Genomic DNA, 22870 nt, shown 5'->3' with positions numbered 1-22870 from the left:
CGCCGACTGGGTGCGGCCCGTGGGGCGCCTTCCACGACAGTCAGCTGCGGCCCAGCATTTCGGCGGTGAGGACATTGCCGCCCAGTCCCCAGCCACCCTCGGCGACCTCGTTGATGAGCACCAGGGTGGTCGCACGGGCGCGCTCGCCGTACACGTCGGCGTAGGCGTCGGTGACGGCGTTGATGAGCTTCTGCTTCGACTCCGGGGTCAGGGTGTCGGCGGGGACCTTCAGGTTGGCGAACGGCATGGTCGTGGTTCCTTTCGTGGGTCAGAGTGCGGCGTTCGGGGACAGCAGGTCCTCGATGCCGATGCGGTGGTAGAACTCGCTGCGGATGCGGTCGGCGACGGCCGAGACCACTTCGCTGCCGTCGCGGCTCGGGTCCACATGGGTGCGGAACGGCCGCTCGTCCGCCGGCAGCCCGACGACCCGGACGATCTCGTCGGCCACCGACTGCACATCGGCGCCGGGCGGGATCAGAGCGGCGAGCCGCTGGTCGATCTCGCCACGGAGCCGGCCGTACAGCTCCTCGTACGCGGTCTCCCGCTCTTGATCCTCCGGGCGGCCTTTGCGAGCCGGTCGAGCTCTGCGACCGCGGGGGCGTTGCGGCCCTCGGTGGCGCGTATGCCCGCGACGACGGTGTGTCCGGCGCGGGCCGGCGCCTGCGCGGTCAGCCGGCCGAAGCCGCTGGAGGCGCCGGTGACAAGGATGACGGCCATCAGGCAATCCCTCCGTTGGCCGGTCGCCTCCTCGGCGGCGATGCGCCCGTGACGACGGCGACTCGTTGCTCTGCCATGACTCCCCCTTCCAGGATTGCGGCGCTCGAGGCCACCACTGACCCGGTCGCCGACCTGTACGCGGGCTGGGACGACCACATGGCCTTCGCCGCCGAGAACCCCGCCCTGTACAGGCTGATGTTCGCGCCCCGCCCGCAGCCGGCCGCCCGGGCCTACCAGCGCATCCTCGACCTGCTCGAGGCCACCCTGCTGCGGTGCGCCGCCGCCGGGGCGCTTGCGACCACCCCGCGCGCGGCGGCCCGGCTGATCCTGCCGGCCAACATCGGCGTCTGCCTGGCCCGGATCGCCCAGCCCACCTTGTTCGACGACCCCGCCCTCTCCCACGCGGCCCGCGACGCCGTCTTCACCGTCGTCCTGGCCGCCCCCGCCGCCCCGAGCGGGCCGGACCCGGTCCGCGGCGCCGCCCGGCAGCTGCGCTCCCAGCTCGCCCTCACCGGTACGAGCCACCTCGAGCCGGTGGAGGTCGACCTGCTCGACCGCTGGCTCGAACGGCTCGACCAGCCGGCGCCGTCCTGAGCTCCGGTCAGCTTCCGCCCGCCGTTCCGCCGGTCCGGCCCTCACCCTTTGACGGCACCGGTCAGCCCGCCGACGATGCGCCGCTCGAAGAGGCTGAAGAACACCAGGGCCGGGATCATCGACAGCGACGTGAACGCGAGCACCTTGGCCGTGTCGACCGAGTACTGCGAGGCGAAGGCCTGCACGCCCAGCGGCAGGGTGAAGGTGTCCTGGTCGTTGAGGATGAACAGGGGCAGCAGGTAGCTGTTCCAGCTGCCGATGAAGGCCAGGATCCCGGTGGTGATCAGGCCGGGCACCGAGAGCGGCAGGACCATCCGCCAGAAGAAGCCGAGCCGGCTGCACCGGTCGATCATCGCGGCCTCCTCGATCTCTTTCGGGATCGCCTGCAGGAACGGCACCAGGATGATGACCGTGGTCGGCAGGCCGAACGCGATCTGGGGCAGGATGACGCCGGGCAGGGTGTTCACCAGGCCCAGATTCTTGACCAGGATGTAGAGCGGCGTGATGGCCACTGTGGCCGGGAACATCAGGCCGGCGGCGAAAAGCGCGTACATCGCGCCGCGGCCGCGGAACTTGTAGCGCGCCAGCACGTAACTGGCCATGACGCCCAGCGCGACGACGGCGATGGTCGTGACGAGGGCCACGATGGTCGAGTTGCCGACCTGGCGCCAGAAGAGGTCGCTGGCCAGGATGTCGGTGTAGTTGCCGATCACCCACGGGTCGGGCAGGCCGGCCGGCGCGACGGTGATCTGCGAGTTGGTCCGGAACCCGCCGACGATGATGTAGAGGACCGGTCCGAGCATCAGGCCGATCAGCAACAGGGCGACGAGGTAGACGATCGGGTTGCGCCGGGCCATTCCTACCGTCCTCCGGTGAGGGCGCCCTCGGTGTCGCGGCGCAGCACGAAGCGCTGGTAGATCAGCGCGATGACCATGGAGATGACGAACAGCACGACCGCCACGGCGTTGCCGTAGCCGTAGTTGGCCGCGTTCCGGCCCTCGACGACCATGTAGGTCGCCATGGTCGAGGTGCCGGCGGTCGAGGCGACGTACTGGCCCCAGATGATGTAGACGAGGTCGAACAACTGCAGCGAGCCGATGATCGACAGGAAGGCCCAGATCCGGATGGTCGGTCCGAGCAGCGGCAGCGTGATGTGCCGCTGGATCTGCCAGAACGAGGCGCCGTCGACCGCGGCCGCCTCGGCCAGCTCGTCGGGGATGTTCTGCATGCCGGCCAGGAACAGGATCACCGCGAACCCGACGTACTTCCAGGTCAGGATGAACATCAGGGACCAGATGGCCAGTTTCGGGTCGGCCAGCCAGTCCTCGGTCAGCGCGCCCAGGCCGATCGAGCTCAGGATGTCGTTGCCGGCGCCGTTGGTCTGCAGGATGAGCGCCCACGCCGTGCCGGTGATGACCTCCGAGATCACGTACGGGACGAAGATGAGCACCCGGATGGCGGACTGGCCCCGCATCCGGCGATTGAGCAGCAGGGCGAGGCCGATCGCGACCGGGCCCTGCAGGACGAGTGAGAGCACGAGGATCTCGGCGTTGTGCCAGAGCGCCTCGTGGAACGCGGTGTCCTGCAGGATGGTCTTGTAGTTGTCGAGCCCGACGAAGTTGGTCGGGACGCCGTAGCCCTTCCACTTGTAGAAGCCGTAGTACGCGGCCATCAGGACCGGGAAGATCACGAAGCTGACGAAGACCAGGATCGCCGGGCCGGACAGCGCCACGATCTCCAGACGCTGGGCCCAGCCGATGCCGCGCCGGCGGGGCCGCACCGGAGGCGGCGTCTGCACGCCGCCTCCGTGCCGCAGACGGGTGACCGTCACGCTCAGCCCTTCTTGGCCGCGTCGTTGGTGGCCTTGATGATTCCGGCGACGTCGCCCTTGCCGGCGAGCAGGTTCACGACGCCGACGTTCAGCGCGTTGCCCACGTTCTGGCCGTACAGGGTGTCGAGCCACTGCGAGACGTACGGCGCCTTGTTGTAGGCCTCGAGCACGGCCTTGAGGTAGTCCTCGGTGACGGCGCCCTGCGCCTCCTTGCTGACCGGCAGCGAGTTGAAAGCCTTGTAGTACGCCTCCTGCAAGGGCTTGGTCAGGATGTAGTTGAGGAAGTCGGCGCACTCCTTCGGGGCCTTCTCCGAGCAGGAGAAGCCGTCCGCGCCGCCCATGATCGCGGCCGGGTCGCCCTGACCGCCCGGGACCGCCGGGAACGGGAAGAAGCCGAGGTCGGGCAGGGGTTTCTTGTCCTTGGTGAGCCCGGCGATCACGCCCGGGTCCCACGAGCCCATGAGCTCCATGCCCGCCTTGCCGTTGGCGACCAGGCCGGCCGAGCTGCCCGCGCCCTGCTGGGCCGAGGTGGTCAGGAAGCCGTTGTTGTAGGGCTGGGTGTCGGCGAAGGCCTTGAGGTCGTTGCCGGCCTTGGTCCAGCAGGGATCGGTGAAGTTCTTGTCCTTGGCCGCGGCGTCGAGCGAGGCCTTGCTGCAGGCACGCAGGGCGAAGAAATAGAACCAGTGCGCGGCCGGCCAGGCGTCCTTGGCGCCGAGGGCGATCGGCGTCCCGGTGGCCTTGAGCTTGGCCGCCGCCGCGTTCAATTCCTCCACAGTGGTCGGCAGGGACGTGATGCCGGCCTTCTTGAAGATGTCTTTGCTGTACCAGAACCCGCCGGGAAGGATCGAGACCGGCACCCCGTACGTCTTACCGTCGATCTGCCCCGTCCCGAGCGCGGCGTCGCCCACCGCCGCCTTGGTCTCGGGGCTGACGAGGTCGGTGATGTCCTTGAGCTGACCCGCCTCGACCATCGCGGCCATCTTGCCGCCCCCGCGCTGCAGGAAGATGTCGGGCGCGGAACCGGAGTTGAGTGACGTCTGCAGCTTGCCGTCCAGGTCCTCGTTCTGGATCGACTGGATCTTGATCGTGACGGTGGGGTTGGCGGTGTGGAAGTCGGCCACCGCCTTGTCCCAGAACGCCTTGCCGGGACCGGTCGTGGAGTTGTGCCAGAGGGTCATCGTGACGTTGCCGCCCGAGTCGGACCCGCCGCCGTCTTCGTCGCCGCCGCTGCAGGCGGCCAGGCCCACAGTGCTGAGCGCCAGCACGGCGGCCACAGCCAAAAATCTTCTAGGCGCCACAGAGCTCACCTCTCGGAACCGAAAGTTTCGGAGTGTTTCCGGAATGTGAAGCCAAGCTATGAAGTGATCAATGTGCATGTCAAGATATCCGGCACGATGAGGTAGAAGTTGTTGTTAACGTGCGCGACGTCCAGGCCGCCGTCTAAGTGGACTGAAACGTTTCGCATGCACTCGCAAGTTGCGGCCGAGCGGAAGGCGCCTCTATGACCGTTGAAGCTGTGATCAACGTGGACGTGGACGGTCCGCGGATCAGCCGGCACCTGTACGGGCACTTCGCCGAGCATCTGGGCCGCTGCGTCTACGGCGGCTTCTACGTCGGCGAGGACTCCGCCATCCCGAACGAGGGCGGCATCCGGCTCGACGTCGTCGAGGCCCTGCGCGCCCTGCGCATCCCGAACCTGCGCTGGCCGGGCGGCTGCTTCGCCGACGAATACCACTGGCGTGACGGCGTCGGGCCCAAAAAGCGGCGGCCGGTCATGGTCAACACCCATTGGGGCGGGGTCGAGGAGAACAACCACTTCGGCACCCACGAGTTCATGGCGCTGTGCGACCTGCTCGGCGCCGAGCCCTACATCAGCGGCAACGTCGGATCCGGGACCGTACGGGAAATGAGCGAGTGGGTCGAATACCTGACCCGCGACGGTGACTCGCCGATGGCGCGACTGCGCAAGGCCAACGGCCGTGACGAGCCGTGGCGGGTCCGGTTCTGGGGCCTGGGCAACGAGGCGTGGGGCTGCGGCGGCTCCATGACCGCCGAGCACTACGCCCAGGAGGCCCGCCGCTACGGCACCTACTGCCGGGACTACGGCGACAACCAGCTTTACAAGATCGCCGCCGGGGCGGCCGGGGCCGACTACGCCTGGACCGAGACGCTCATGAAGCAGCTCGGGCATCTCGGCTGCCAGCGCATCCGCAGCACCGGCTACCGCGCCCTGTCGGTGCACCACTACACGCTGACCGGGCCGACCTGGGAGGACAAGGGCTCGGCCACGGTGTTCGACACCGAGGAGTACTACACGACGATGCTCGCCGCGGCCGGCATCGAGGAGATCCTGGCCGGTCATGCGGCGGTGATGGACGCCTACGACCCCGGTCAGACCGTCGGCGCTGGTGCTGACCCCGACCTACCACGTCTTCCGGATGAACCAGGGGCATCAGGACGCGACCTCGTTGCGGATCGACGTCCGCACCGCGCCGCCGTCCCGGCCGGTCGGCGACGCGACGCTGACGACCGTGTCGATGTCGGCCAGCCGCAGGGACGGGCGGCTGCTGCTCTCGCTGTCCAACTTGGACGCGGCGGCCCCGGTCGAGGTGCGGATCGACGTACGCGGCGGCGCCCTCGAGTCGTTCGAGGCGCTGATCCTGACGTCGGAGGCGTTGCAGGACCACAACACGCCGCAGTCGCCGTCGGCGGTGGCGCCACGCCTGTACGAGGGGGTGTCGGTGGCCGGCGGCGCGCTGCGGGTGGAGCTGCCGGCTCACTCGTTCGTCACCGTGAGCGGTGCGTTGTGAGCGAGCCGGCGCGGTAGGGCGCCCAGATGCCGCTCGCCGGCGCGCCGCCGAGGGGCCGCCGGTGCGCCAGGTCGGGGGCACGGCGGCCCACGTCCGCCGTGCCAACCAGCAGTTCAGCTCAGGCTGAACTGCTGATTGGCCTGGCCGTTGCAGTCGTAGATCTGCACCTGCTGGCCGTTCCCGGTGCCCCAGACGTCGAGGCATCGTCCGGACTGGACGCCGGTGATGGTTCCGTTGCTGTTGACGTTCCACTGCTGGTTGGCCTGGCCGTTGCAGCTGTAGATCTGCACGGCCGAGCCGTTGCCGGAGCCGGCGGCGTCCAGGCACCGCGAGCCGTACACGGTCAGCTGCCTGCTCGACGTGAGGGTCCACGCCTGGTTGCTCTGGCCGTTGCAGTCGTAGAGCTGAACCCGCGTGCCGTTGCTCTGTGACGCGCCGGGCACGTCCACGCATCGGCCGGACTGGGCGCCCAGGATCCGCTTGGCGTCGCCCGTGGGCGGCGGGGTCGTGCTCGGCGGGGGAGAGGTGGGGTTGGTGGGGCCGGCGGAGTTGAGCGCGTTGAGCACCGACGTGTAGGCGGCCTTCTTGTTGCCGTTGCCGTCGAACAGCAGCGGGCTCTCGTTGGAGCGCCACGAGTCGCTGTCCCGTACGCCCCAGACCGTGATGCCGATGCAGCGGGCGACGTTGAGGCAGGCCTGGGTCAGCCCGGCGTACTGGGAGGTGGACGAGTTGGTGACGTCGACCTCGGTCAGGGCCACGTCCACCCCGAGGGCCGCGAAGTTCGACAGCGTGGTCTGGAAGTTGCCCGGCAGCGAGCTGCCCCCGGTGAAGTGGGTCTGCAGGCCCACGCAGTCGATCGGCACGCCGCGGGACTTGAAGTCGCGGATCATGTTGTAGACGCCCTGCGTCTTGCCGTAGGACCAGTTCTCGATGTTGTAGTCGTTGTAGCAGAGCTTGACCGACGGGTCGGCGTTGCGGGCCGTCCGGAAAGCCACCTCGATCCAGTCGTTGCCGGTGCCCTGCAGGTTGGACGAGCGTCGGCTGCCGTCCTCGTTGAAGGCCTCGTTGACCACGTCCCAGGCGGCGAGCTTGCCCTTGTAGTGGTTCATCACGCCGTTGATGTGGTCGATCATCGCCTGGCGCAGGGAGCTGCCGTTGAGGCTCTGCATCCAGCCCGGCTGCTGGGCATGCCACGCCAGGGTGTGGCCGCGCACCTTGAGGCCGCGCTGGGTCGCCCAGTTGTAGATCTGATCGCCGGAGCTGAAGTTGAACTGGCCCCGGTTGGGCTGCAGAGACTCGGGCTTCATCTCGTTCTCGGCCGTGATCATGTTGAACTCACGGGCGGCGATGGTGCTGTACTGCGAGTTGCTGAGCCGGCCGGCGGCGACGGCCGTGCCGAAGTATCGGCCCGACTGCGCGGCCGCGGCGCCCAGAGTGCTTTCGGCGGCGCTCGCATCCGGCATCACCGCGACCACGCCGGCCGCCGTGACCGCGGCGATCGCACCACTGAACAGCAGCCGGAGCCGCGGCGACCGGCGTCGCGCGACGCCGGCCGGAGATTGGATGTTCACCAGGTCTCCCTTCTTAGTTCCGCGTCCGGGCACACGGCATTTCGCGGTCCGGCCGTCGCACTCGCGAATGGCCGGGGATCGCGTGACCGGACCGAAGAACGATGAGCTTCGATTTCGGGTCATGCTGGCACGAGTAACGTCGGCGAAACAATAGCTTCCGGAAGTTTTCCGGAAGTTCTGCGTTCCTGATGTCCTCTTGAGGGACTTTGAACTGCACCGATGGATCCCGAGGGACGGAAAGCGTCAGTCTCGGGCGCTCCGAGCGATCCTAAATCTCCGAAACTTCCGAACGTATTGAAGAAAGAGCATGGTGCAAGAAACGCGTGCTGAATAGTTGTTATGAGCGCACCCCGAATCCCATGGGTTTCGATGTGGGCCCACGGGAGAAGAAGGGTGCCGTGGATCGAGGACAACTGATCGCCGGGCGCTATCGGCTCCGGGAGGTGCTGGGCCGGGGCGGGATGTCCGTGGTCTGGCGGGCCGAGGACGACGTGCTGGGCCGCGAGGTGGCGGTGAAGATGCTGTCACCCAAGCTGGCCGCCGACCCCGGGCAGCGGCGTCAGATCCGCGACGAGGCGCGGGCCGTCGCACGGCTGCGGCACGCCAATGTCGTCGCCGTCTACGACTACGGAGACGTCGTCGACGACGGGCGCACGCTGGCGTACGTCGTGATGGAGCTGGTCGACGGCCGGACCCTGGCCGACATGCTGACCGGCGGCCGGCTCCCGTGGAAGGTGGCGACGCTGGTCGGTGCGCAGGTGGCGGCCGCGCTGGCGGCGGCCCACGCGGACGGCATCGTGCACCGCGACGTGAAACCGGCCAACGTCATGGTGACCGGCTCGGGCGTGAAGCTGGTCGACTTCGGCATCTCGGCCGCCGTGGGTGCGTTCGACGATGACAACGGCCAGCTGGTGGGCACACCGGCTTACCTCGCGCCGGAGCGGATCCGGGGCGGCCCGGTCCGGCCCGCGACCGACATGTACGCCCTCGGTCTGCTGATGTATCTCGCGCTGGCCGGGCAGATGCCGTGGGACGCGTCGACCGTCACGCAGATGGTCCGGGCTCATGTCTATGCGAAACCCCGTCCGCTGCCGCCGATCGCCGGTCTGCCCCTCGCGGTCTCCCGGCTCGTGGCGCGTTGCCTGGCCAAGACGCCGGGCGACCGGCCCAGCGCGATCGAGGTCTCGGAAGTGCTGGGGGAGGTCGCCGGCTTGCCGTCCTCCGCGCTGATGCGCAGCGTCGCCGCGCCGACGGTCACCCTGCCCGCGGTGAGGACCCGCCGGCCCCGCCCGGCGGCGCTGATCGGCGCCGGGGCGTTGTCCGGATTGATCATCGCCGGGGGCGCGTGGTGGGTCGACCGCGCCCCGGCCGAGCCGGCCCGGGCCGACGCGGTCGCGACGCCGTCCTCGTCGGCCCCCACCGTTGCGCCCAAGCCGAGCCCGTCCACGGCCAAGGTCGTTGTCACGCGGGTGGTATCGCACAAGCGCAGCAGCCGAGCGGGCGGCAAGGCGCGGAAGCCGGCGGCCCCACCGGCGCCGAAGGCCAAGCCGGGTGCGCCGGGCAAGGCTCCGCGGCCCGGGCCGCCCGGCAAGAAATAGCCGAGCGGCCGCGGTCATGGTCAGCGCTGCCGGGTGAGCAGGCCGGGGCGGTACGGCAGCAGGCCGTAGTCGCCGCCCGAGCTGGGGGAACGGCCCTGATAGAGCAGCTGCAGGTTGCACGGGTCGACGGTCATGGTCTGGTCGGCGCTGACCCGGATGAGCTCGCCGTGGCTGATGTCGTTGGTCCAGGTGGCGCCGCTGTTCGCCTTGCCCGCGAACGGGTTGCTCTCCAAGGCGGCGTTGGGCGTCCACGAGCCGCCGAGGCTGCTCGCGGTGAACGACCGGAAGTAGCGGCCCTGGCTACCGATCGCCTCGACGATCATGAGGTACTGATTCTGGCCCTGGACCTTGTAGACCTGCGGGGCCTCGAAAAGGTTGTTGGTGGAGTCGCTCATGATGGTGGTGTAGGAGGAGCCGAAGCTGCCGGGGAAGTTGCCGATCGGCATGCTCGCTCGGTAGATCTTGCCGTTGTCGCCGGCGAAGAACAGGTACATGTTCTGGCTGTCACCGATCAGGGCCTGGTCGATCGGCCCGGTGCCGGAGCCGGTGATGCTGCCGGTGAACAGGGTCTGCGGCGCCGACCAGCCGTTGGGGTTGGTGGGATCGCTGGACGTGCGGTACGAGAACGCCGGCCCGCCCCACTGGTAGGCCAGGACCCAGATGTTCTTGGGCGCGAAGTAGAACAGCGACGGCGCAACCGTGGCTGAGCTCATCGCATTCTGACTGGCCGAGCCCAGGTCGGAGAAGGTGCTGACCAGGCCGAAGTTCATCGAGCCCCACGTCGACCCGTAGTCGTGGGTCGTCGCGTACACGAGCTGCCGGCCGTTGTACGGGGCGGTGGTGAAGTCTTTCAGCGACACCCAGCCCGACCTCGGGTTGGCCAGCGAGCCGGTCGAGCTCCAGCGGTACGACGAGGGCAGCGTGCACGAGCCGGACGGTGGCGGGGTCGTCGGATCGGAGCCGCCGCCGATGCGGACCAGCTGCCACTGCTGGTTGGCGCCGTTCCAGTCGCTGTACTGGACGATGTTCGCCCCGTCGGCCGTGGAGCCGCCCTGCACCTCGAGCGCCTTGCCGCTGTTGCGGTTGATCAGCTGGAGGTAGCCGTCGATGTCCTGGACGCTGAATTGCTGGTTGGTGGTGTTGTTGTCGGTCCACTGGACGATCGAGCCGCCGTCGGCGGTCGAGAAGTTGTAGACGTCCAGCACCTTGCCGGACAGGCGGGACTTGAGGCGATACTGCCCGCCGCCGGAGTCGACGAACTGCCACTGCTGCTGGGTGCCGTCGTTGCGGGTCCACTGGGTGATCCGGGCGCCGTCGGTGGTGGCCAGGTTGTAGACGTCGAGGGCCTTGCCGCTGGTCCGGTTGACCAGCACGTACCAGGCGCTGGTGTCGATGGTGGCGGCGGAGGCGGCGGGGGCGTTGGCGATCGCCAGCGCGCCGCCGGCCAGGACCGCCACGAGGCCGGCGGCCATGGTTCTGAATGATCTCACGGACGTCCTCCGGGGGATGGGGTTCGATCGACCTTGGTTAGCGTTCACACGCCATCGACTCAAGGTCAGAAATTCAAGGAGGCCAATGTTGCCAGAACGTTTCCGAGTGCTCAAGGGAAACGGCCTTATAAATGGCGTTGTTGCTGCTCAAAGCGCATGCTAACGGCAGGCATAACAATTTTTTAGGGCTATTCTTTGTGCGTTTTGTAGTTTATCTTTTATCGCTCTTCAGAAAGCCGCTGAAAACTCGTTACGGGACGGGGGCATTCGAAGTCGGGGGTGCGCCGGCCACACCCTGCCTTGAGTATTGATGCCTGGCGCTCCTACGATCCGGTCGCGGCAGCGGTGTGAGCGTTCACCGGAAGGAGGGTCCCCGATGGTCCAATCTCGACGCGACCCGTACGACGACGTCGTCCGGGCGGCCCAGGCCGGCGACCCGGCGGCGCTGAACGAGCTGGCCCGCCACTACTTGCCGATCGTGTATCACCTGGTCCGCCCGGTGGTGGACGACGAGCAGGTGGACGACGTGGTGCAGAACGTCATGGTCCGCGTGCTGCGGCAGCTCGGCGATCTGCGGTCGCCGGGCAGCTTGCGCTCCTGGCTGACGATGATCGCCGTACGCGAGGTCGGCACCCACGCCGCACGCGAGCGGCTCTCGGCCCGCCGCGCGGTCGCGCTGACCGCGGCCGTCGACCGCCCGGACGCGGCCGCCGACGTGGAGGGGCCGGCCGTGCTGCGGGTCGAGCTGGCCGATCAGCGCCGCCAGGTCCGCCAGGCCGCCCGGTGGATGGGCCCGGCGGAGCGCGCGGTGTTCGCCCTGTGGTGGCTCGAGCTGATCGGCGAGCTGACCCGGGCCGAGGTCGCCGCCGGGCTCGGCCTCGGCGTGGCCCATGCGGGCGTACGGATCCAGCGCATGCGCGAACAGCTGGAGGCGGCCCGGGGCATCGTCGCGGCGCTGGAGGCGGTGCCCGGCTGCGACGCGCTCGGCGACGTCATCGGCAGCTGGGACGGGCGCCCGGCCCCGTACTGGCGCAAGCGGATCGGTCGGCACGCCCGGTCCTGCCCGGCGTGTGCCCGCGCCGCCGGGCAACTGGTGCCCGCCGATCGCCTGCTTCCCGCGCTGGTGCTGCTCCCCGTGCCGATCGCGCTCGCGAGTGCCGCCCTGGCCAAGACCGCGGGAGTCACGCCCGCCGTGACGTCAGGCGTCGCGCAATGGGCCGGAGGCGTCCTGCATGCCGCCGCCGCGCATCCGCTGGCCGCTGCCATCGGTGCCGGGGTCCTGGCCGTAGGCGTCACGGTCCCCGCCACGGGCTGGGCGACCGGCCCCGTCACCCCGCCGCACCGCCCCGGCCCGGCCGCCTCGCCATTCGCGACGTCCGCGCTGCCGTTGACGACCGGATCGGTCTCCCTGGAGTCGGCCGCCGCTCCGGGGCAGTACGTCACCGTGACCAAATACGAGGCCGGGCTCGAGCCGATCGGCCCGGCCAGCGCCGCCGAGGACCGCCAGCGGGCCACGCTGCGAGTGGTGACCGGTCTCGCCGACCCGGCCTGCGTCTCGTTGCGCAGCCCCGACGGCCGCTACCTGCGCCATGCGTCGTTCCGGCTGCAGTTGGTCCCGGACGAGGGGACTACCCTGTTCCGCGGCGACGCCACGTTCTGCGGCCGCCCCGGCTCGGCCGTCGGCAGCGTTTCGCTGGAGTCGCACAACTACCGGGGGTTCTATCTGCGCCGCCTCGGCGACCAGCTCTGGGTTGACCAGTCCGACGGCACCGGACCGTTCCGCGCCGACAGCTCGTTCTTCGTCAGGCCCCCGCTGGCCTGACCCCGTACGGCACCGCGGACTCGGCCGCTGCCTGGCGGAGGCGGTTCATGGCCCCCTGGGCGAGCCCGTTCGCCAGAGTCAGGTCGCCGGCCCCCAGGTAGGAGTCGGACACCATGATGACCACGACGTGGCGGCCCACCGCCGCCGCCACGTACGCGACCCATCGGTCGCCCAGGTCGTAGTTGCCGGTGAACAACACGGTGTCCGGCCCGAGGTGGTCCTCGGCGACCGGATCGAGGCCGTTGTCGCCGCCGCCGACACCGCAGTCGGCCAGTTGGGCCTTCAGCTCGGTCAGGTAGCGCTGGGCGCCGTCGCCCCGGAAGCGGGCCACGTTCTGATAGACGCGGTAACGGGTGTTGTAGTCGGCGGCCTGTGTTCTGCTTGCCACCGGCTGCGGGATGGGCCGGTCCGCGCAGGGCTGGGGCAGCAGCGGCCACACCAGCCCCTCCTCGACCGGTCCGGGCACCGCGCCGCCGAGGTCGGCCGGTTGCAGCATCAGCCGATCCGGAATCCCTCGTGGGTGGGCCACGGCCGGCCCCGTGGCGACCAGCAGGCCCAGCACCGCCGAAATCATGACAGTCAATATGCGTCGCATGCCGGCCATCATTGCCGCCGCCCGCAACCCGTCGTCCGCTTGCCGTTCCTCCGAGATAGTCGCGGCTTCGATGTCGCTCGCGCCTCGGCACGACCCTGGCCGATCGATAGCGCTTTGGCGGTTTTGTCTGATTCCTCAGCGGGGCTGGTGGGTCGGCTTCGGGTCCCGACAACGAACTGCACCCAGGTCGAACCTCAGTTGCAGCCGGGGCGGCTCAAACCATCGAGCCCCCGGCCAATAACAACTGTGAGGCCGGCGCGGAGCCGATCAGCCGCAGCCCGACATACGACTGAGGAGCTTTCGATGAGCAAGGACGAGACGACCACTACCGCCGCCGACGCCCCCAAGAAGTCCAAGAAAATGCTGATGATCATCGTGGCGGCCGCGGTCGTGCTGCTGGGCGGTGGCGGTGCCGGGGCCTTCTTCATGCTCAAGGGCGACAAGGCCGAGGCGGCGCCGGTCAAGGGCAGCGTCGTGGCCCTCGAGGACGCGATGACCATCAACCTGGCCGACGGTCACTACCTGAAGCTGAACTTCTCGCTGCAGCAGACCGCGGACGCCGGCGCCGAGTCGGTCGACACGAGCGAGGCACGCGAGCTGGCGATCGACGAGTACACCGGCAAGAAGCTGGCCGACCTCTCGACCGAGAAGGGCCGCGAGGAGCTCAAGTCGGAGCTGACCGCGAAGATCGTGAAGGCGTACACCGAGGACGGCAAGAAGATGGTGATGGGCATGTACTTCACCTCGTTCGTCACCCAGTAACCGTTCCCGAGCTGACCGTCGTCGAGCCTCTCGACGGCGGTCAGCTCGCGGCGCTTCGCACGTCGCCTTTCATCGGCGTGTGCTTGTAAGATCGACAAGGTGAGATCCACGCGCCCCGCGGTTCCCCAAATCTCCCGGATCCTCGTCGACGGCGAGCCACTCCCCGTCCGCAGCGCGTCGACCGCCGACGACGGCTTCCGCCACCTGTTCATTCCCTCGACGGGGGAGTATCCGGTCTACGACGAGGCCGCGTACCAGTTCATGCTCAATGACCGGGTGCGTTCGCAGACCTACGAACGTGCGGTCGCGGCAGCGGCTCCCGGTCAAACCGTGCTCGACATCGGGACCGGCCAGGACGCGGTCTGGGCTATCCACAGTGCTCGGGCCGGCGCCCGCAAGGTCTATGCCGTCGAGCGCATCCCCGAGGCCGCCGAGAAGGCGCGGCGCACTGTTGCCGAGGCGGGGTTCGCCGACGTCATCGAGGTGGTCGAGGGCGAGTCGATGTCCCTCGAGCTGCCCGAGCCGATCGACGTCAGCATCTCGGAGATCATCGGGACCATCGGGGGTTCCGAGGGCGCCGCCGCCGTCCTCGACGACGTGCGCAGACGACTGTTGCGGCCCGGCGGTCTGGCCGTGCCGCACCACAGCGTCACGACGATCGCCGCGGTCGACCTGTGGCGAGTCGTCGACGTCGCCAAGATCGGCTTCGAGGCCCAGCTCCTGCACTACGTGGAGAACATCTTCGGCGCTGTCGGAAAGCCCTTCGACGTCCGCGTCTGCTTGAACTCACTGCGCGAGGCCGCCGCCGTCTCCGAGTGGGGCGAGGTCGAATACCTCGACTACCAGGGCGTCGACAACGAGCGCGGCAGCGATCACCGCACCCTCACGGTCACCCGCGAGGGCGCCGTGCACGGGCTCGCGCTCGGCCTGCGGCTCACCGTGACACCGCAGCTCCAGGTGATCGACTCCATCGCGCAGTACACCAGCTGGCTGCCGGTGTTCGCCCCGCTCTTCAGCGAGGGCGTGCCCGTACGGCCCGGCGACCGCATCGAGCTCGACTTCTCCTGGCAGCCCAGCAGCGACGGCATCCACCCGGACTATCGGATCACCGGCGAGATCCGTCGCAGTGCGGGGGCGCCGGTCGCGTTCCGCTGGGACTCACCCCACCACGACGCCCCGTTCCGGGCCGGCGACTTCTACCGATACCTGTTTCCCGAGTCTTTCTGAGGCAGGGTGCGTCAAGCCGCCAGCCGCGAGCGGATGTGCTCGAGCACCTGGGGAACGGCCTTGTTGAGATAGAAGTGGCCGCCGGGGAAGACCTCCAGCTCGAAGGGGCCCGTGGAGTGGCCGGCCCAGCGGCGCACCTCGTCGATGTCGGCCTTGGGGTCGGCGTCGCCGACGAGCGCGAGGACCGGGCAGCGCGGCTCCGGGCCCGGGGTGTGCCGATACAGCTCGGCCACCCGATAATCGGCTCGCACCGCCGGGAGCACCATGGCCCGCACCTCCGGGTCGGCGAGCAGGGCGGTCTCGGTGCCGCCGAGGCGACCGATCTCGGCGATCAGCTCGTCGTCGCTCTTCTCGTGGAAGCGCTCGTCGCGCACCGTCGAGGGGGCGCGACGACCGGACACGACAAGCAGCGCGGGCTCGATTCCGCGGCCGGTGAGCCGGCGGGCGATCTCGTAGCCGAGCGAGGCACCCATCGAATGCCCGAAGATCGCCAACGGACGGTCGATCACCGGGGCCACGATCTCGCTCACGCGGTCGGCGAGCTCCTCCATCGAGGTCAGGCACGGCTCGCGATAGCGGTCCTGGCGGCCCGGATACTGCACCGCCAGCACATCGATCGCCGGTGCGAGGGCCCGCGCGACCGGCACGAAGTAGCTGGCCGAACCGCCCGCGTAGCTCAGGCACAGCAGCTGGTGCGTCGCGTTCGGAGCCGGCTGGTAGCGACGAAGCCACAAGTCCGTCTCCGAGTGCAGGGTGCGGGACGACGCGGTCATGCTGTCTCCAAACTTGTCGTGACGGCCACTCACAGCAGATGCCTGAGTGTGGGCCAGGCGGCCGACCAGCTCTGCCGGGCCCCGGTGCCCAGATAGACGGGGATGTCGGCGGTGGTGGCAGGGCCGGGTGCGCTGCGGCTGACCTCGCGGACGTCGTTGTAGATGGCGCGCATCGCGGTGGGGTCGGTGCCGACGTACAGGGCGGTGGTTGTGTCGTCGGGGGGTGCGCCGAAGTACCAGTAGCCGCGGTGGCTGCTGTACACCGGCGGGAGGCCGGCGGCCGGGCCGAGGTGATCGAGCGCGCCCGCGGAGGTGTAGTACTGGGCGATGATCACGGTGTGCGGGCGCTGGGCCTCAGGGACGGCGTCGTAGGCGGCTCGGGTGGCCGCGACCAGCTCGGGCCAGCCCACCGTCTCGGCGGCCTGCGGGTTGTTCGGCGCACCCGGGGCCGGGATCGCCTGGGCGGCGGGAAGCACCGGCAGATGGACGACGACGGAGATCGCGCCGATCACCGCGAACACCGGCCAGCTGACCGTCCAGCGCCACCAGCGCGCACCGCCCCGGTCCTGCAGCCGAACCGCGCCCACGGCCCAGAGCAGCCCGAACATGCCCGCGACGTAGCGCGACGGCGCGTCCTGGACGAGGAAGAGCACGAACAGCAGTACGGCGCTCCACCCGAGGAACCGGTAGCGCGCGTACTCGGGTGACCGCAACAGCGACCACAGCCCCACGGCCATCAGGACGACCAGCAGCAGGCCGGCGAAGTAGACGAAGGTGCCGAAGAAGCTGACCGGTCCGTAGCCTTCGGCGGCCAGGACGCCCGTCATCTCGAGCTGCGGCCAGCCGTGCGCGGCCTGCCACAGCAGACCGGGCACGAGACTGGCGGCGACGACCACGCCGCCGATCAGCAGCACCGGACGCCCCAGCAGCCGGCGCGGACCGACGACGAGCGCGGCGAGGGCCACGGCGGCCCACAGGAAGACGATCGAATACTTGGCCTGCATGGCCACGGCGGAGGCGACGACGGCGAGCACCAGCAGGCGGTCGTCGCGGCGCCGGCACCAGGCCACGAGCACCCAGACGACGGTGGTCCAGGCGAGGATGTCGACGGTCGAGGCCGAGAGGGTGTGCCCGGCGAACATCGTCAGCGGCGTGACCGCCCAGGCGAGCGCGGCTGTCAGCTGGGCCCGGCCCCGGCCGCCGAGCTCGCGGGCCGTGAGGGCGATCATCAGGGCGGTGCCCGCCGCCATGAGGGCCGACGGCACCCGCAAGGCGACCAGCGAGCCGCCCGACAGCGCGTCAAGAGTCGCGGCCAGCCACGGCATCAGCGGCGGGTTGTCCGCGTAGCCCCAGGCCGGGTGCGCCCCCGCGCCGAGGAAATACAGTTCGTCGCCCTGGTATCCGTAGCGTCCGCTCGTCGCCAGCATGAGGGCCCCGAGCGCCACCGCGACCGGGGCGACCCACCGCCATGCGAAGGGGGGCAGCGCCGCCACGTCCACCGGCCGATCGTCGGGGGTGGACGTGCGGGGCGGTTCGATCCTGGCGTCGGCGCCGGTCCCGGCGCCGGACTGCGTGCTCATGGGGGTCTCCACGGGCTCAGGGGTTCCACCGACCGGTCCCCGCGCGATGCGTAAGAACTTCGGGCCCACGGTAGTGGGCAGGGGCGTTCGTGCGGCCCCGAGTAGGGGGTCGACCGTGATCGGGGGCGGAAAACAGGGGCCGGTAGGGGCCGGTGCAGGGGCGTGAGCCGCTGGCGGGCCATCGGTCGCTGATTACGCTCACGACAGCATCGAGAAGTCCGTGACGGATCGCGAGCGAGCCCAAGCGACTCGGAGGAGAAAGCGCCCCCTCGACGCAGCGAAATGGAGCGCGATGACGAGCAGCACCGAAGCGGCGGCCGAGGGAACCGGCGCCCAGGCGCACCCCGACCTCGAGCGTCAGCTGCTCGCTACGGTGCGTACCGCGGTGGCCGCCACTCTGGGTTGGGACACCGCCGCGTCCGTGCCGGCCGACCTCGCCTTCCAGGACGCCGGGTTCGACTCCGTGGCGGCAGTGTCGCTGCACGCGCGGATCGTCGAGGCGACCGGGCTGCAGCTGCCCGTGACCCTGGCCTTCGACTACCCGTCGCCGCGCGCGCTCGCCCGGCATCTGCTGGCCGCGGTCACCGGCGAAGCCGCCGAACGGCACCCCCTCCGCGCAGCGAGCGACGTCGCCGGCGAGCCCGTCGCGATCGTGGGCATGGCTTGCCGGTTTCCGGGCGGGATCGCGAGTCCCGAGGACCTGTGGCGTCTCGTGGCCGAGGGCGGTGAGGTCGTCTCCGGGTTTCCCACCGACCGCGGCTGGGACCTCTCCACCCTTCACGATCCGCAGGGGCGGCGTCCGGGCACCTCGGTCACCGATCGGGGCGGCTTCCTCGACGAGGCCGGCGCCTTCGACGCCGACTTCTTCGGGATCTCGCCCCGTGAGGCGCTGGCGATGGATCCCCAGCAGCGTCATCTGCTGGAGGTGGCCTGGGAGGCGTTGGAGCGGGCCGGCATCGCGGCGACCGCACTGCGCGGCACCCGTACGGCTGTCCTGGTCGGCGCCGAGGCGCAGGAGTACGGCCCGAAGCTCGCCTCCGCCGAGGACGGCTTGGAGGGCCACCTCGTCACCGGCACCGCGGGCAGCGTCGCGTCCGGGCGGATCGCCTACACCCTGGGACTCGAGGGCGCGGCCCTGACCATCGACTCGGCCTGCTCGGCGTCCCTGGTCGCGCTGCACCTCGGCGCCCAGGCCCTGCGTCTCGGCGAGGCCGACCTCGCCCTCGCCGGCGGGGTCGCGATCATGTCCGGTCCCGGGGGATTCGTGTCCTTCAGCCGTCAGGGCGGCCTGGCCCGCGACGGGCGGTGCAAGGCGTTCTCCGCCCACGCCGACGGCACCGCGTGGTCGGAGGGCGTCGGGCTGCTGGTGCTCGAGCGGCTCGACGACGCGCGTCGAAACGGTCACCAGGTCCTCGCCCTGCTGCGCGGCTCGGCGGTGAACCAGGACGGTGCGTCGAACGGGCTGACCGCCCCCAACGGCCCGGCCCAGCAGCGCGTCATCCGGCAGGCCCTGGCCGGTGCGGGCCTCGGCCCCGAGGACGTGGACGCGATCGAGGCCCACGGCACCGGGACCGCTCTTGGCGACCCGATCGAAGCCAACGCGCTGCTCGCGACCTATGGCCGCGATCGTACCGGCGAGCCGGCGTGGCTGGGATCGCTCAAGTCGAACCTCGGCCACACTCAGGCCGCGGCCGGCGTGGCCGGGGTCATCAAGATGGTGATGGCGATGCGTGCGGGGGTCCTGCCGCGCACCTTGCACGTCGACGAGCCGACCCCGTACGTGGACTGGGCCGCCGGTGGGGTCGCGTTGCTGCGGAGCGCCCGCCCGTGGCCGGACACCGGCCGTCCTCGCCGCGCCGCGGTCTCCTCGTTCGGTTTCAGCGGCACCAACGCCCATGCCGTGCTCGAGCAGGCTCCCGACGAGCAGTCAGCTGCCGTCGCCGACGAGGACCCGGCGCCCGCGGGGGTCCTGCCCGTGCTGCTCGCGGCTTCCGGGCCCCGCGAGCTCGCCACCCGCGCGGCGCGGCTTTGTGCGGAGCTGACCGGGCGCCCCGAGATCACCGTGCTCGACGCCGCGCGCACGCTCGCGCGGCGCCGCCCGCGCGGCAACGAACGCGCCGTGATTCTCGCGGGTGACACCACCGACCTGCTGGCGGGGCTGACGGCGCTCGCGGCGGGCCGCACCGACCACCGGGTGCTGCGCGGGCGGGTGAGCGACGCGCCCGTCACGCTGCGCTTCGCCGAGCCGGTCGGCGAGCCCGGTGCGGGCCTCGGAGACACGTTCCCGGTCTATGCGCGGGCCCACGCCCAGGCGAGCCGGCACTTCGCCGCCCATCTGGACGGGCCGGCGACCCACCCGGTGGCGCTGACGTTCGCCCACCAGGTCGCCGTGGCCGAGACGCTGCGTCGCTGGGGTGTGACGCCCGGCCGGGTCACCGGCACCGGGGTGGGCGCGATCGTCGCCGACCACGTCGCCGGGATCTTCGACCTGCCGGACGCCGTCGCCGAGGCCACGGCTCGCATCTGGGGGCTCGACGAGGACGAACTCGCCTGGCTCGGCGAGCTCATCACGCGCAGGGCCCCCGAGGTCGCTGTGGCCGACCCTGAGCCCGGCACCGTCGATCACCCCGTCGCGGTCGCCACGCTGAACTCGCCCCGAGACCTGATCGCGGTGCTGGCCGGGCTCTGGGCCGACGGAGTGGAGCCGCGCTGGGACGTGTTCTACGGCGGGTGGGGCACCGAGCTCGCCGACTTCGACGCTCCCGTGGTGGCTTGGCCGGTGTCCAGCCGCGGCCAGGAAGCCCTGCGGGCCGTGGCCGCACGGCTCGCCGCGCACCCGGCGACCGGCAGCGCCGCCGACATCGGCTACTCGCTGGCTACTACCCGCTCGGCGCTGCCGGACCGGGCGGTGGTGGTCGGCCGGAGCGTCACCGCGCTTGCGGCGGGGCTGCGCAGCGTCGCCGAGGGCCGCACCGCGCCGGGGGTCGCCCTCGGGCGGGCCGTGCCCGAGCCACGGCTGGCCGTGATGTTCTCGGGGCAGGGCTCGCAGCGCGCCGGGATGGGCCGCGAGCTGCACGGCGCCTACCCCGTCTTCGCCCACGCCTTCGACGCCGCCTGCGCTGCGCTCGACCGGCACCTCGACGGCCCGCTCGCCGAGGTGGTGCTCGACCCGGACAGCGTGCTGCTCGACGAGACCGGCTGGACCCAGCCGGGGCTGTTCGCGTTCGAGGTGGCGCTCTACCGGCTCGTGGAGTCGTGGGGCGTCGTGCCCGCCGTCGTCATGGGGCACTCGATCGGCGAGATCGCCGCCGCCCACGTCGCCGGCGTCCTCGACCTGGCCGACGCCGCCGCGCTGGTAGCCGCCCGCGCGCGGATGATGCAGGCCCTTCCGGCCGGCGGCGCGATGCTCGCCGTGCAGGCCGGCGAGCCGGCCGTGACCGAGCGGATCGCCGGCGTCGAGGACGTCGGGATTGCGGCGGTCAACGGGCCGTCCTCAGTGGTCATCTCGGGCGCGGCCGAGGCCGTCGACGCGCTGGGGGAGAGGTTTCGCGCCGACGGGAAGCTCACCACGCGGCTGCGGGTCAGCCACGCCTTCCACTCCCCGCTGATGGAGCCGATGCTCGACCGGTTCGCGGCCGTGGCGGAAACCCTGACGTACCGGCCGGCGAGCATCCCCGTGGTGTCCACCCTGACGGGCGCGATCACCGACGTCGGATCGCCGGGGCACTGGGTCGAGCACGTCCGCTCCGCGGTCCGGTTCGCCGACGGCGTCGCGGCCCTGGCCGAACAGGACGTGACCGCGGTGCTCGAGCTCGGGCCGGACCGGGTGCTCACCACCCTGGCCGACGGCCTGCTCGACGACACCGTCACCGTCACCGTCGCCGCGGCCGGCCGGCGCGACCACCCCGAGCCCGAGACCCTGGTCGCGGCGCTGGCCGAGCTGTACACCGGTGGCGTTCCCGTCGACTGGGCGAGCTTCCACGCCGGCGCGCGCCGGATCGAGCTCCCGACGTATCCGTTCCAGCGCGAGCACTTCTGGCTGCGGCCCTCCGGCGGCGCCGACGTCAGCGCGGCCGGCGCCGACCCGGCCGGCCACCCGCTGCTCGCGGCCGTGGTCGACCTGCCCGACGAAGGCGGGCTCGTGGCCACCGGCGTGCTCTCCCACGACGTCGCCGACTGGGTCGCCGACCACGAGATCGGCGGCTCGGTGCTGCTGCCGGCCCCGGCGTTCGTCGAACTGGCGTTGTGGGCCGGTGGGCAGCTCGGATGCACGCGGCTGCGGGAACTGACGATCGACGCGCCCCTGATCATTCCCGACCACGACCCGGTCGCCATCCGCGTCGTGGTCGGCCCCGGCGACGCGGCCACCGAGGCTCGCATGGTGACGATCCACGCCCGCCCGGGTGCCGGGGACGGCCACTGGACCCGGCACGCGAGCGGGACCCTGACTGCGCAGAACGGCGCCGGTGAGCCGCTTCCCGGCGACTGGCCCCCGGCCGGCGCGGAACCGATCGATCTGAGCGGGTTCTATGCCGGCCTCTCCGAACGGGGCTACGACTACGGCCCCCGCCTCCAGGGTCTGCGCGCGGCGTGGCGGCACGACGGCGACGTCCTCGTCGAGGCCGACCTGCCGGACCCCACCGACGCGCACCTCTGGGGCCTGCACCCCGCGCTGCTGGACGCTGTGCTGCACGCGGAGAGCCTGCTGCCGGACACCGACACCCGCGAGCTTGTCGCCCCCTCCGCATGGTCGCAGGTCGCTCTGCATGCCACCGGCGCGACGTCACTGCGCGCGCGCCTGCACCGCGTCGCCCCGGACACGCTGGCGATCAGCGCCGCCGACCCCGCCGGCACGCCGGTGCTCGAGGTAGCCACGCTCGTATCGCGGCCGCTGAACGTTCCGCGCCCAGTCCCATCGCGCAGCACCCGGCGGGGCCTGAGGGACGTCCTCCCACGCTCGGCGCGACGGGCCGACCCCGACGCGGGCGGGCTGGCTGCGCGGCTGGCCGGCAAGGACCGCGCCGAACAGGAGCAACGGATCCTGGCCGTCGTACGGGAAATCGCGGCGGCGACGCTCGGGCACGCGGAGTCGGAACCGGTCGGGCCGAGCCGCTCCTTCCGCGAGCTCGGCTTCGACTCACTGACCGCCGTGGAATACCGCAACCGGCTCACCGCGGTGACCGGCATCGGCGTCCCGGCCACCGCGATCTTCGACCATCCCACCCCCGCCCGGCTGGCCGACCACCTGAGCGTACGGCTGCTCGGCCCGGCGACGGCGTTGCCCCCGGGCGCGAAGGCCCTCGCCGACATCGACCTTCTCGACTCCGCCCTGGCCCGGGTCGAGGACGACGACGAGGCCGCGGCCGAGATCGGCAACCGGCTGCAGGCGCTGGTGTCCCGCTGGAGCTCGCGGACCACCGACACCGCGGCCGGCGACCTCGCGCACGCCTCCGCCGACGACCTCTTGGACATCATCCAGAACGAGTTCGGCCGAACCTGA

General features: G+C 70.8%; 17 protein-coding genes and 1 pseudogene. 7 read left to right on the top strand and 11 right to left on the bottom strand.

Features of this window, described 5'->3' with window-relative positions; translation table 11 throughout:
- Nucleotides 1-40: 40 nt before the first annotated feature.
- The 3 genes from JKJ07_RS38380 to JKJ07_RS38370 are packed head-to-tail and all read right to left on the bottom strand — an operon-like array spanning nucleotide 41 to nucleotide 717.
- Nucleotides 41-247 (bottom strand): 4-oxalocrotonate tautomerase family protein, encoded by a 207-nt coding sequence (locus JKJ07_RS38380; protein WP_202996889.1) that lies wholly within the window; start codon nucleotides 245-247, stop codon nucleotides 41-43.
- Nucleotides 248-268: 21 nt separating this feature from the next.
- Nucleotides 269-448, bottom strand: a complete 180-nt coding sequence (locus tag JKJ07_RS38375) for a hypothetical protein (protein ID WP_202996888.1) — start codon at nucleotides 446-448, stop codon at nucleotides 269-271.
- A 26-nt stretch (nucleotides 449-474) separates the two neighbouring features.
- Complete coding sequence (locus JKJ07_RS38370; protein ID WP_202996887.1) at nucleotides 475-717, bottom strand: SDR family NAD(P)-dependent oxidoreductase; 243 nt, start codon at nucleotides 715-717, stop codon at nucleotides 475-477.
- Between the two features lie 75 nt (nucleotides 718-792).
- On the opposite strand from JKJ07_RS38370, the gene JKJ07_RS38365 reads away from it, so the two are divergent.
- Entirely contained in the window at nucleotides 793-1311 is a 519-nt protein-coding gene (locus JKJ07_RS38365) for a TetR-like C-terminal domain-containing protein (protein WP_202996886.1), read from the top strand.
- A 41-nt stretch (nucleotides 1312-1352) separates the two neighbouring features.
- Here JKJ07_RS38365 and JKJ07_RS38360 read toward each other — a convergent pair whose 3' ends face one another.
- Genes JKJ07_RS38360 through JKJ07_RS38350 form a run of 3 tightly spaced genes read right to left on the bottom strand, consistent with a single transcriptional unit; the run spans nucleotide 1353 to nucleotide 4416 of the window.
- The gene (locus JKJ07_RS38360; RefSeq protein WP_202996885.1) at nucleotides 1353-2168 is read right to left on the bottom strand and encodes a carbohydrate ABC transporter permease; all 816 of its coding nucleotides are present in this window, start codon (nucleotides 2166-2168) and stop codon (nucleotides 1353-1355) included.
- Between the two features lie 2 nt (nucleotides 2169-2170).
- On the bottom strand, nucleotides 2171-3142 hold the full coding sequence (locus JKJ07_RS38355; protein ID WP_202996884.1) for a carbohydrate ABC transporter permease: 972 nt from the start codon (nucleotides 3140-3142) through the stop codon (nucleotides 2171-2173).
- A gap of 2 nt (nucleotides 3143-3144) precedes the next feature.
- The gene (locus JKJ07_RS38350) at nucleotides 3145-4416 is read right to left on the bottom strand and encodes an ABC transporter substrate-binding protein (RefSeq protein ID WP_307834621.1); all 1272 of its coding nucleotides are present in this window, start codon (nucleotides 4414-4416) and stop codon (nucleotides 3145-3147) included.
- 227 nt (nucleotides 4417-4643) lie between these two features.
- On the opposite strand from JKJ07_RS38350, the gene JKJ07_RS52470 reads away from it, so the two are divergent.
- A complete protein-coding gene (locus tag JKJ07_RS52470) occupies nucleotides 4644-5969 on the top strand; it encodes an alpha-N-arabinofuranosidase (protein ID WP_236030597.1) in 1326 nt (441 codons plus the stop codon).
- 96 nt (nucleotides 5970-6065) lie between these two features.
- Here the strand turns inward: JKJ07_RS52470 and JKJ07_RS38335 are convergent, their stop codons facing one another.
- Nucleotides 6066-7523 (bottom strand): endo-1,4-beta-xylanase, encoded by a 1458-nt coding sequence (locus JKJ07_RS38335; RefSeq protein WP_307834620.1) that lies wholly within the window; start codon nucleotides 7521-7523, stop codon nucleotides 6066-6068.
- Between the two features lie 398 nt (nucleotides 7524-7921).
- Here JKJ07_RS38335 and JKJ07_RS38330 point away from each other — a divergent pair, with 398 nt between their 5' ends.
- Nucleotides 7922-9121, top strand: coding sequence for a serine/threonine-protein kinase (locus JKJ07_RS38330; protein ID WP_202996879.1), 1200 nt, complete (start codon nucleotides 7922-7924; stop codon nucleotides 9119-9121).
- A gap of 20 nt (nucleotides 9122-9141) precedes the next feature.
- Here the strand turns inward: JKJ07_RS38330 and JKJ07_RS38325 are convergent, their stop codons facing one another.
- Nucleotides 9142-10593, bottom strand: coding sequence for a non-reducing end alpha-L-arabinofuranosidase family hydrolase (locus JKJ07_RS38325; protein WP_202996878.1), 1452 nt, complete (start codon nucleotides 10591-10593; stop codon nucleotides 9142-9144).
- 394 nt (nucleotides 10594-10987) lie between these two features.
- Between JKJ07_RS38325 and JKJ07_RS38320 the strand changes: the two genes are divergently transcribed.
- Complete coding sequence (locus tag JKJ07_RS38320; RefSeq protein ID WP_202996877.1) at nucleotides 10988-12433, top strand: sigma-70 family RNA polymerase sigma factor; 1446 nt, start codon at nucleotides 10988-10990, stop codon at nucleotides 12431-12433.
- On the opposite strand, the gene JKJ07_RS38315 is transcribed toward JKJ07_RS38320, so the two are convergent.
- Entirely contained in the window at nucleotides 12414-13007 is a 594-nt protein-coding gene (locus JKJ07_RS38315; protein ID WP_202996876.1) for a hypothetical protein, read from the bottom strand. The two genes, JKJ07_RS38320 and JKJ07_RS38315, sit on opposite strands and share 20 nt — an antisense overlap.
- 324 nt (nucleotides 13008-13331) lie before the next feature.
- On the opposite strand from JKJ07_RS38315, the gene JKJ07_RS38310 reads away from it, so the two are divergent.
- Together JKJ07_RS38310 and JKJ07_RS38305 are read left to right on the top strand one after the other, a co-directional pair.
- Entirely contained in the window at nucleotides 13332-13790 is a 459-nt protein-coding gene (locus JKJ07_RS38310) for a flagellar basal body-associated FliL family protein (protein WP_202996875.1), read from the top strand.
- Between the two features lie 99 nt (nucleotides 13791-13889).
- Nucleotides 13890-15017 carry an SAM-dependent methyltransferase gene (locus tag JKJ07_RS38305; protein WP_202996874.1) on the top strand — a complete coding sequence of 376 codons (1128 nt, stop codon included), beginning with the start codon at nucleotides 13890-13892 and terminating at the stop codon, nucleotides 15015-15017.
- A gap of 11 nt (nucleotides 15018-15028) precedes the next feature.
- Here the strand turns inward: JKJ07_RS38305 and JKJ07_RS38300 are convergent, their stop codons facing one another.
- Both JKJ07_RS38300 and JKJ07_RS38295 read right to left on the bottom strand, forming a co-directional pair.
- Nucleotides 15029-15790, bottom strand: coding sequence for a thioesterase II family protein (locus tag JKJ07_RS38300; protein WP_202996873.1), 762 nt, complete (start codon nucleotides 15788-15790; stop codon nucleotides 15029-15031).
- Nucleotides 15791-15819: 29 nt separating this feature from the next.
- Nucleotides 15820-17370 carry a glycosyltransferase family 39 protein gene (locus JKJ07_RS38295; RefSeq protein ID WP_202996872.1) on the bottom strand — a complete coding sequence of 517 codons (1551 nt, stop codon included), beginning with the start codon at nucleotides 17368-17370 and terminating at the stop codon, nucleotides 15820-15822.
- Nucleotides 17371-17665: 295 nt separating this feature from the next.
- Between JKJ07_RS38295 and JKJ07_RS38290 the strand changes: the two are divergent.
- A pseudogene (locus JKJ07_RS38290) lies at nucleotides 17666-22870 on the top strand (beta-ketoacyl synthase N-terminal-like domain-containing protein); the annotation flags it as partial.

This window comes from Paractinoplanes lichenicola, assembly GCF_016785085.1.
GTDB lineage: Bacteria > Actinomycetota > Actinomycetes > Mycobacteriales > Micromonosporaceae > Actinoplanes > Actinoplanes lichenicola.
The sequence above is the reverse complement of the archived record's forward strand: the minus strand, read 5'-3'. Positions and strand labels throughout refer to the sequence as shown.

Bases quoted from the DNA above. Each gene is read 5' to 3' on its own strand.
- JKJ07_RS38380 (WP_202996889.1), bottom strand. From the start codon at position 247: ATGCCGTTCGCCAACCTGAAGGTCCCCGCCGACACCCTGACCCCGGAG.
- JKJ07_RS38370 (WP_202996887.1), bottom strand. From the start codon at position 717: ATGGCCGTCATCCTTGTCACCGGCGCCTCCAGCGGCTTCGGCCGGCTG.
- JKJ07_RS38365 (WP_202996886.1), top strand. From the start codon at position 793: ATGACTCCCCCTTCCAGGATTGCGGCGCTCGAGGCCACCACTGACCCG.
- JKJ07_RS38360 (WP_202996885.1), bottom strand. From the start codon at position 2,168: ATGGCCCGGCGCAACCCGATCGTCTACCTCGTCGCCCTGTTGCTGATC.
- JKJ07_RS52470 (WP_236030597.1), top strand. From the start codon at position 4,644: ATGACCGTTGAAGCTGTGATCAACGTGGACGTGGACGGTCCGCGGATC.
- JKJ07_RS38325 (WP_202996878.1), bottom strand. From the start codon at position 10,593: ATGGCCGCCGGCCTCGTGGCGGTCCTGGCCGGCGGCGCGCTGGCGATC.
- JKJ07_RS38320 (WP_202996877.1), top strand. From the start codon at position 10,988: ATGGTCCAATCTCGACGCGACCCGTACGACGACGTCGTCCGGGCGGCC.
- JKJ07_RS38315 (WP_202996876.1), bottom strand. From the start codon at position 13,007: ATGATTTCGGCGGTGCTGGGCCTGCTGGTCGCCACGGGGCCGGCCGTG.
- JKJ07_RS38310 (WP_202996875.1), top strand. From the start codon at position 13,332: ATGAGCAAGGACGAGACGACCACTACCGCCGCCGACGCCCCCAAGAAG.
- JKJ07_RS38300 (WP_202996873.1), bottom strand. From the start codon at position 15,790: ATGACCGCGTCGTCCCGCACCCTGCACTCGGAGACGGACTTGTGGCTT.
- JKJ07_RS38295 (WP_202996872.1), bottom strand. From the start codon at position 17,370: ATGAGCACGCAGTCCGGCGCCGGGACCGGCGCCGACGCCAGGATCGAA.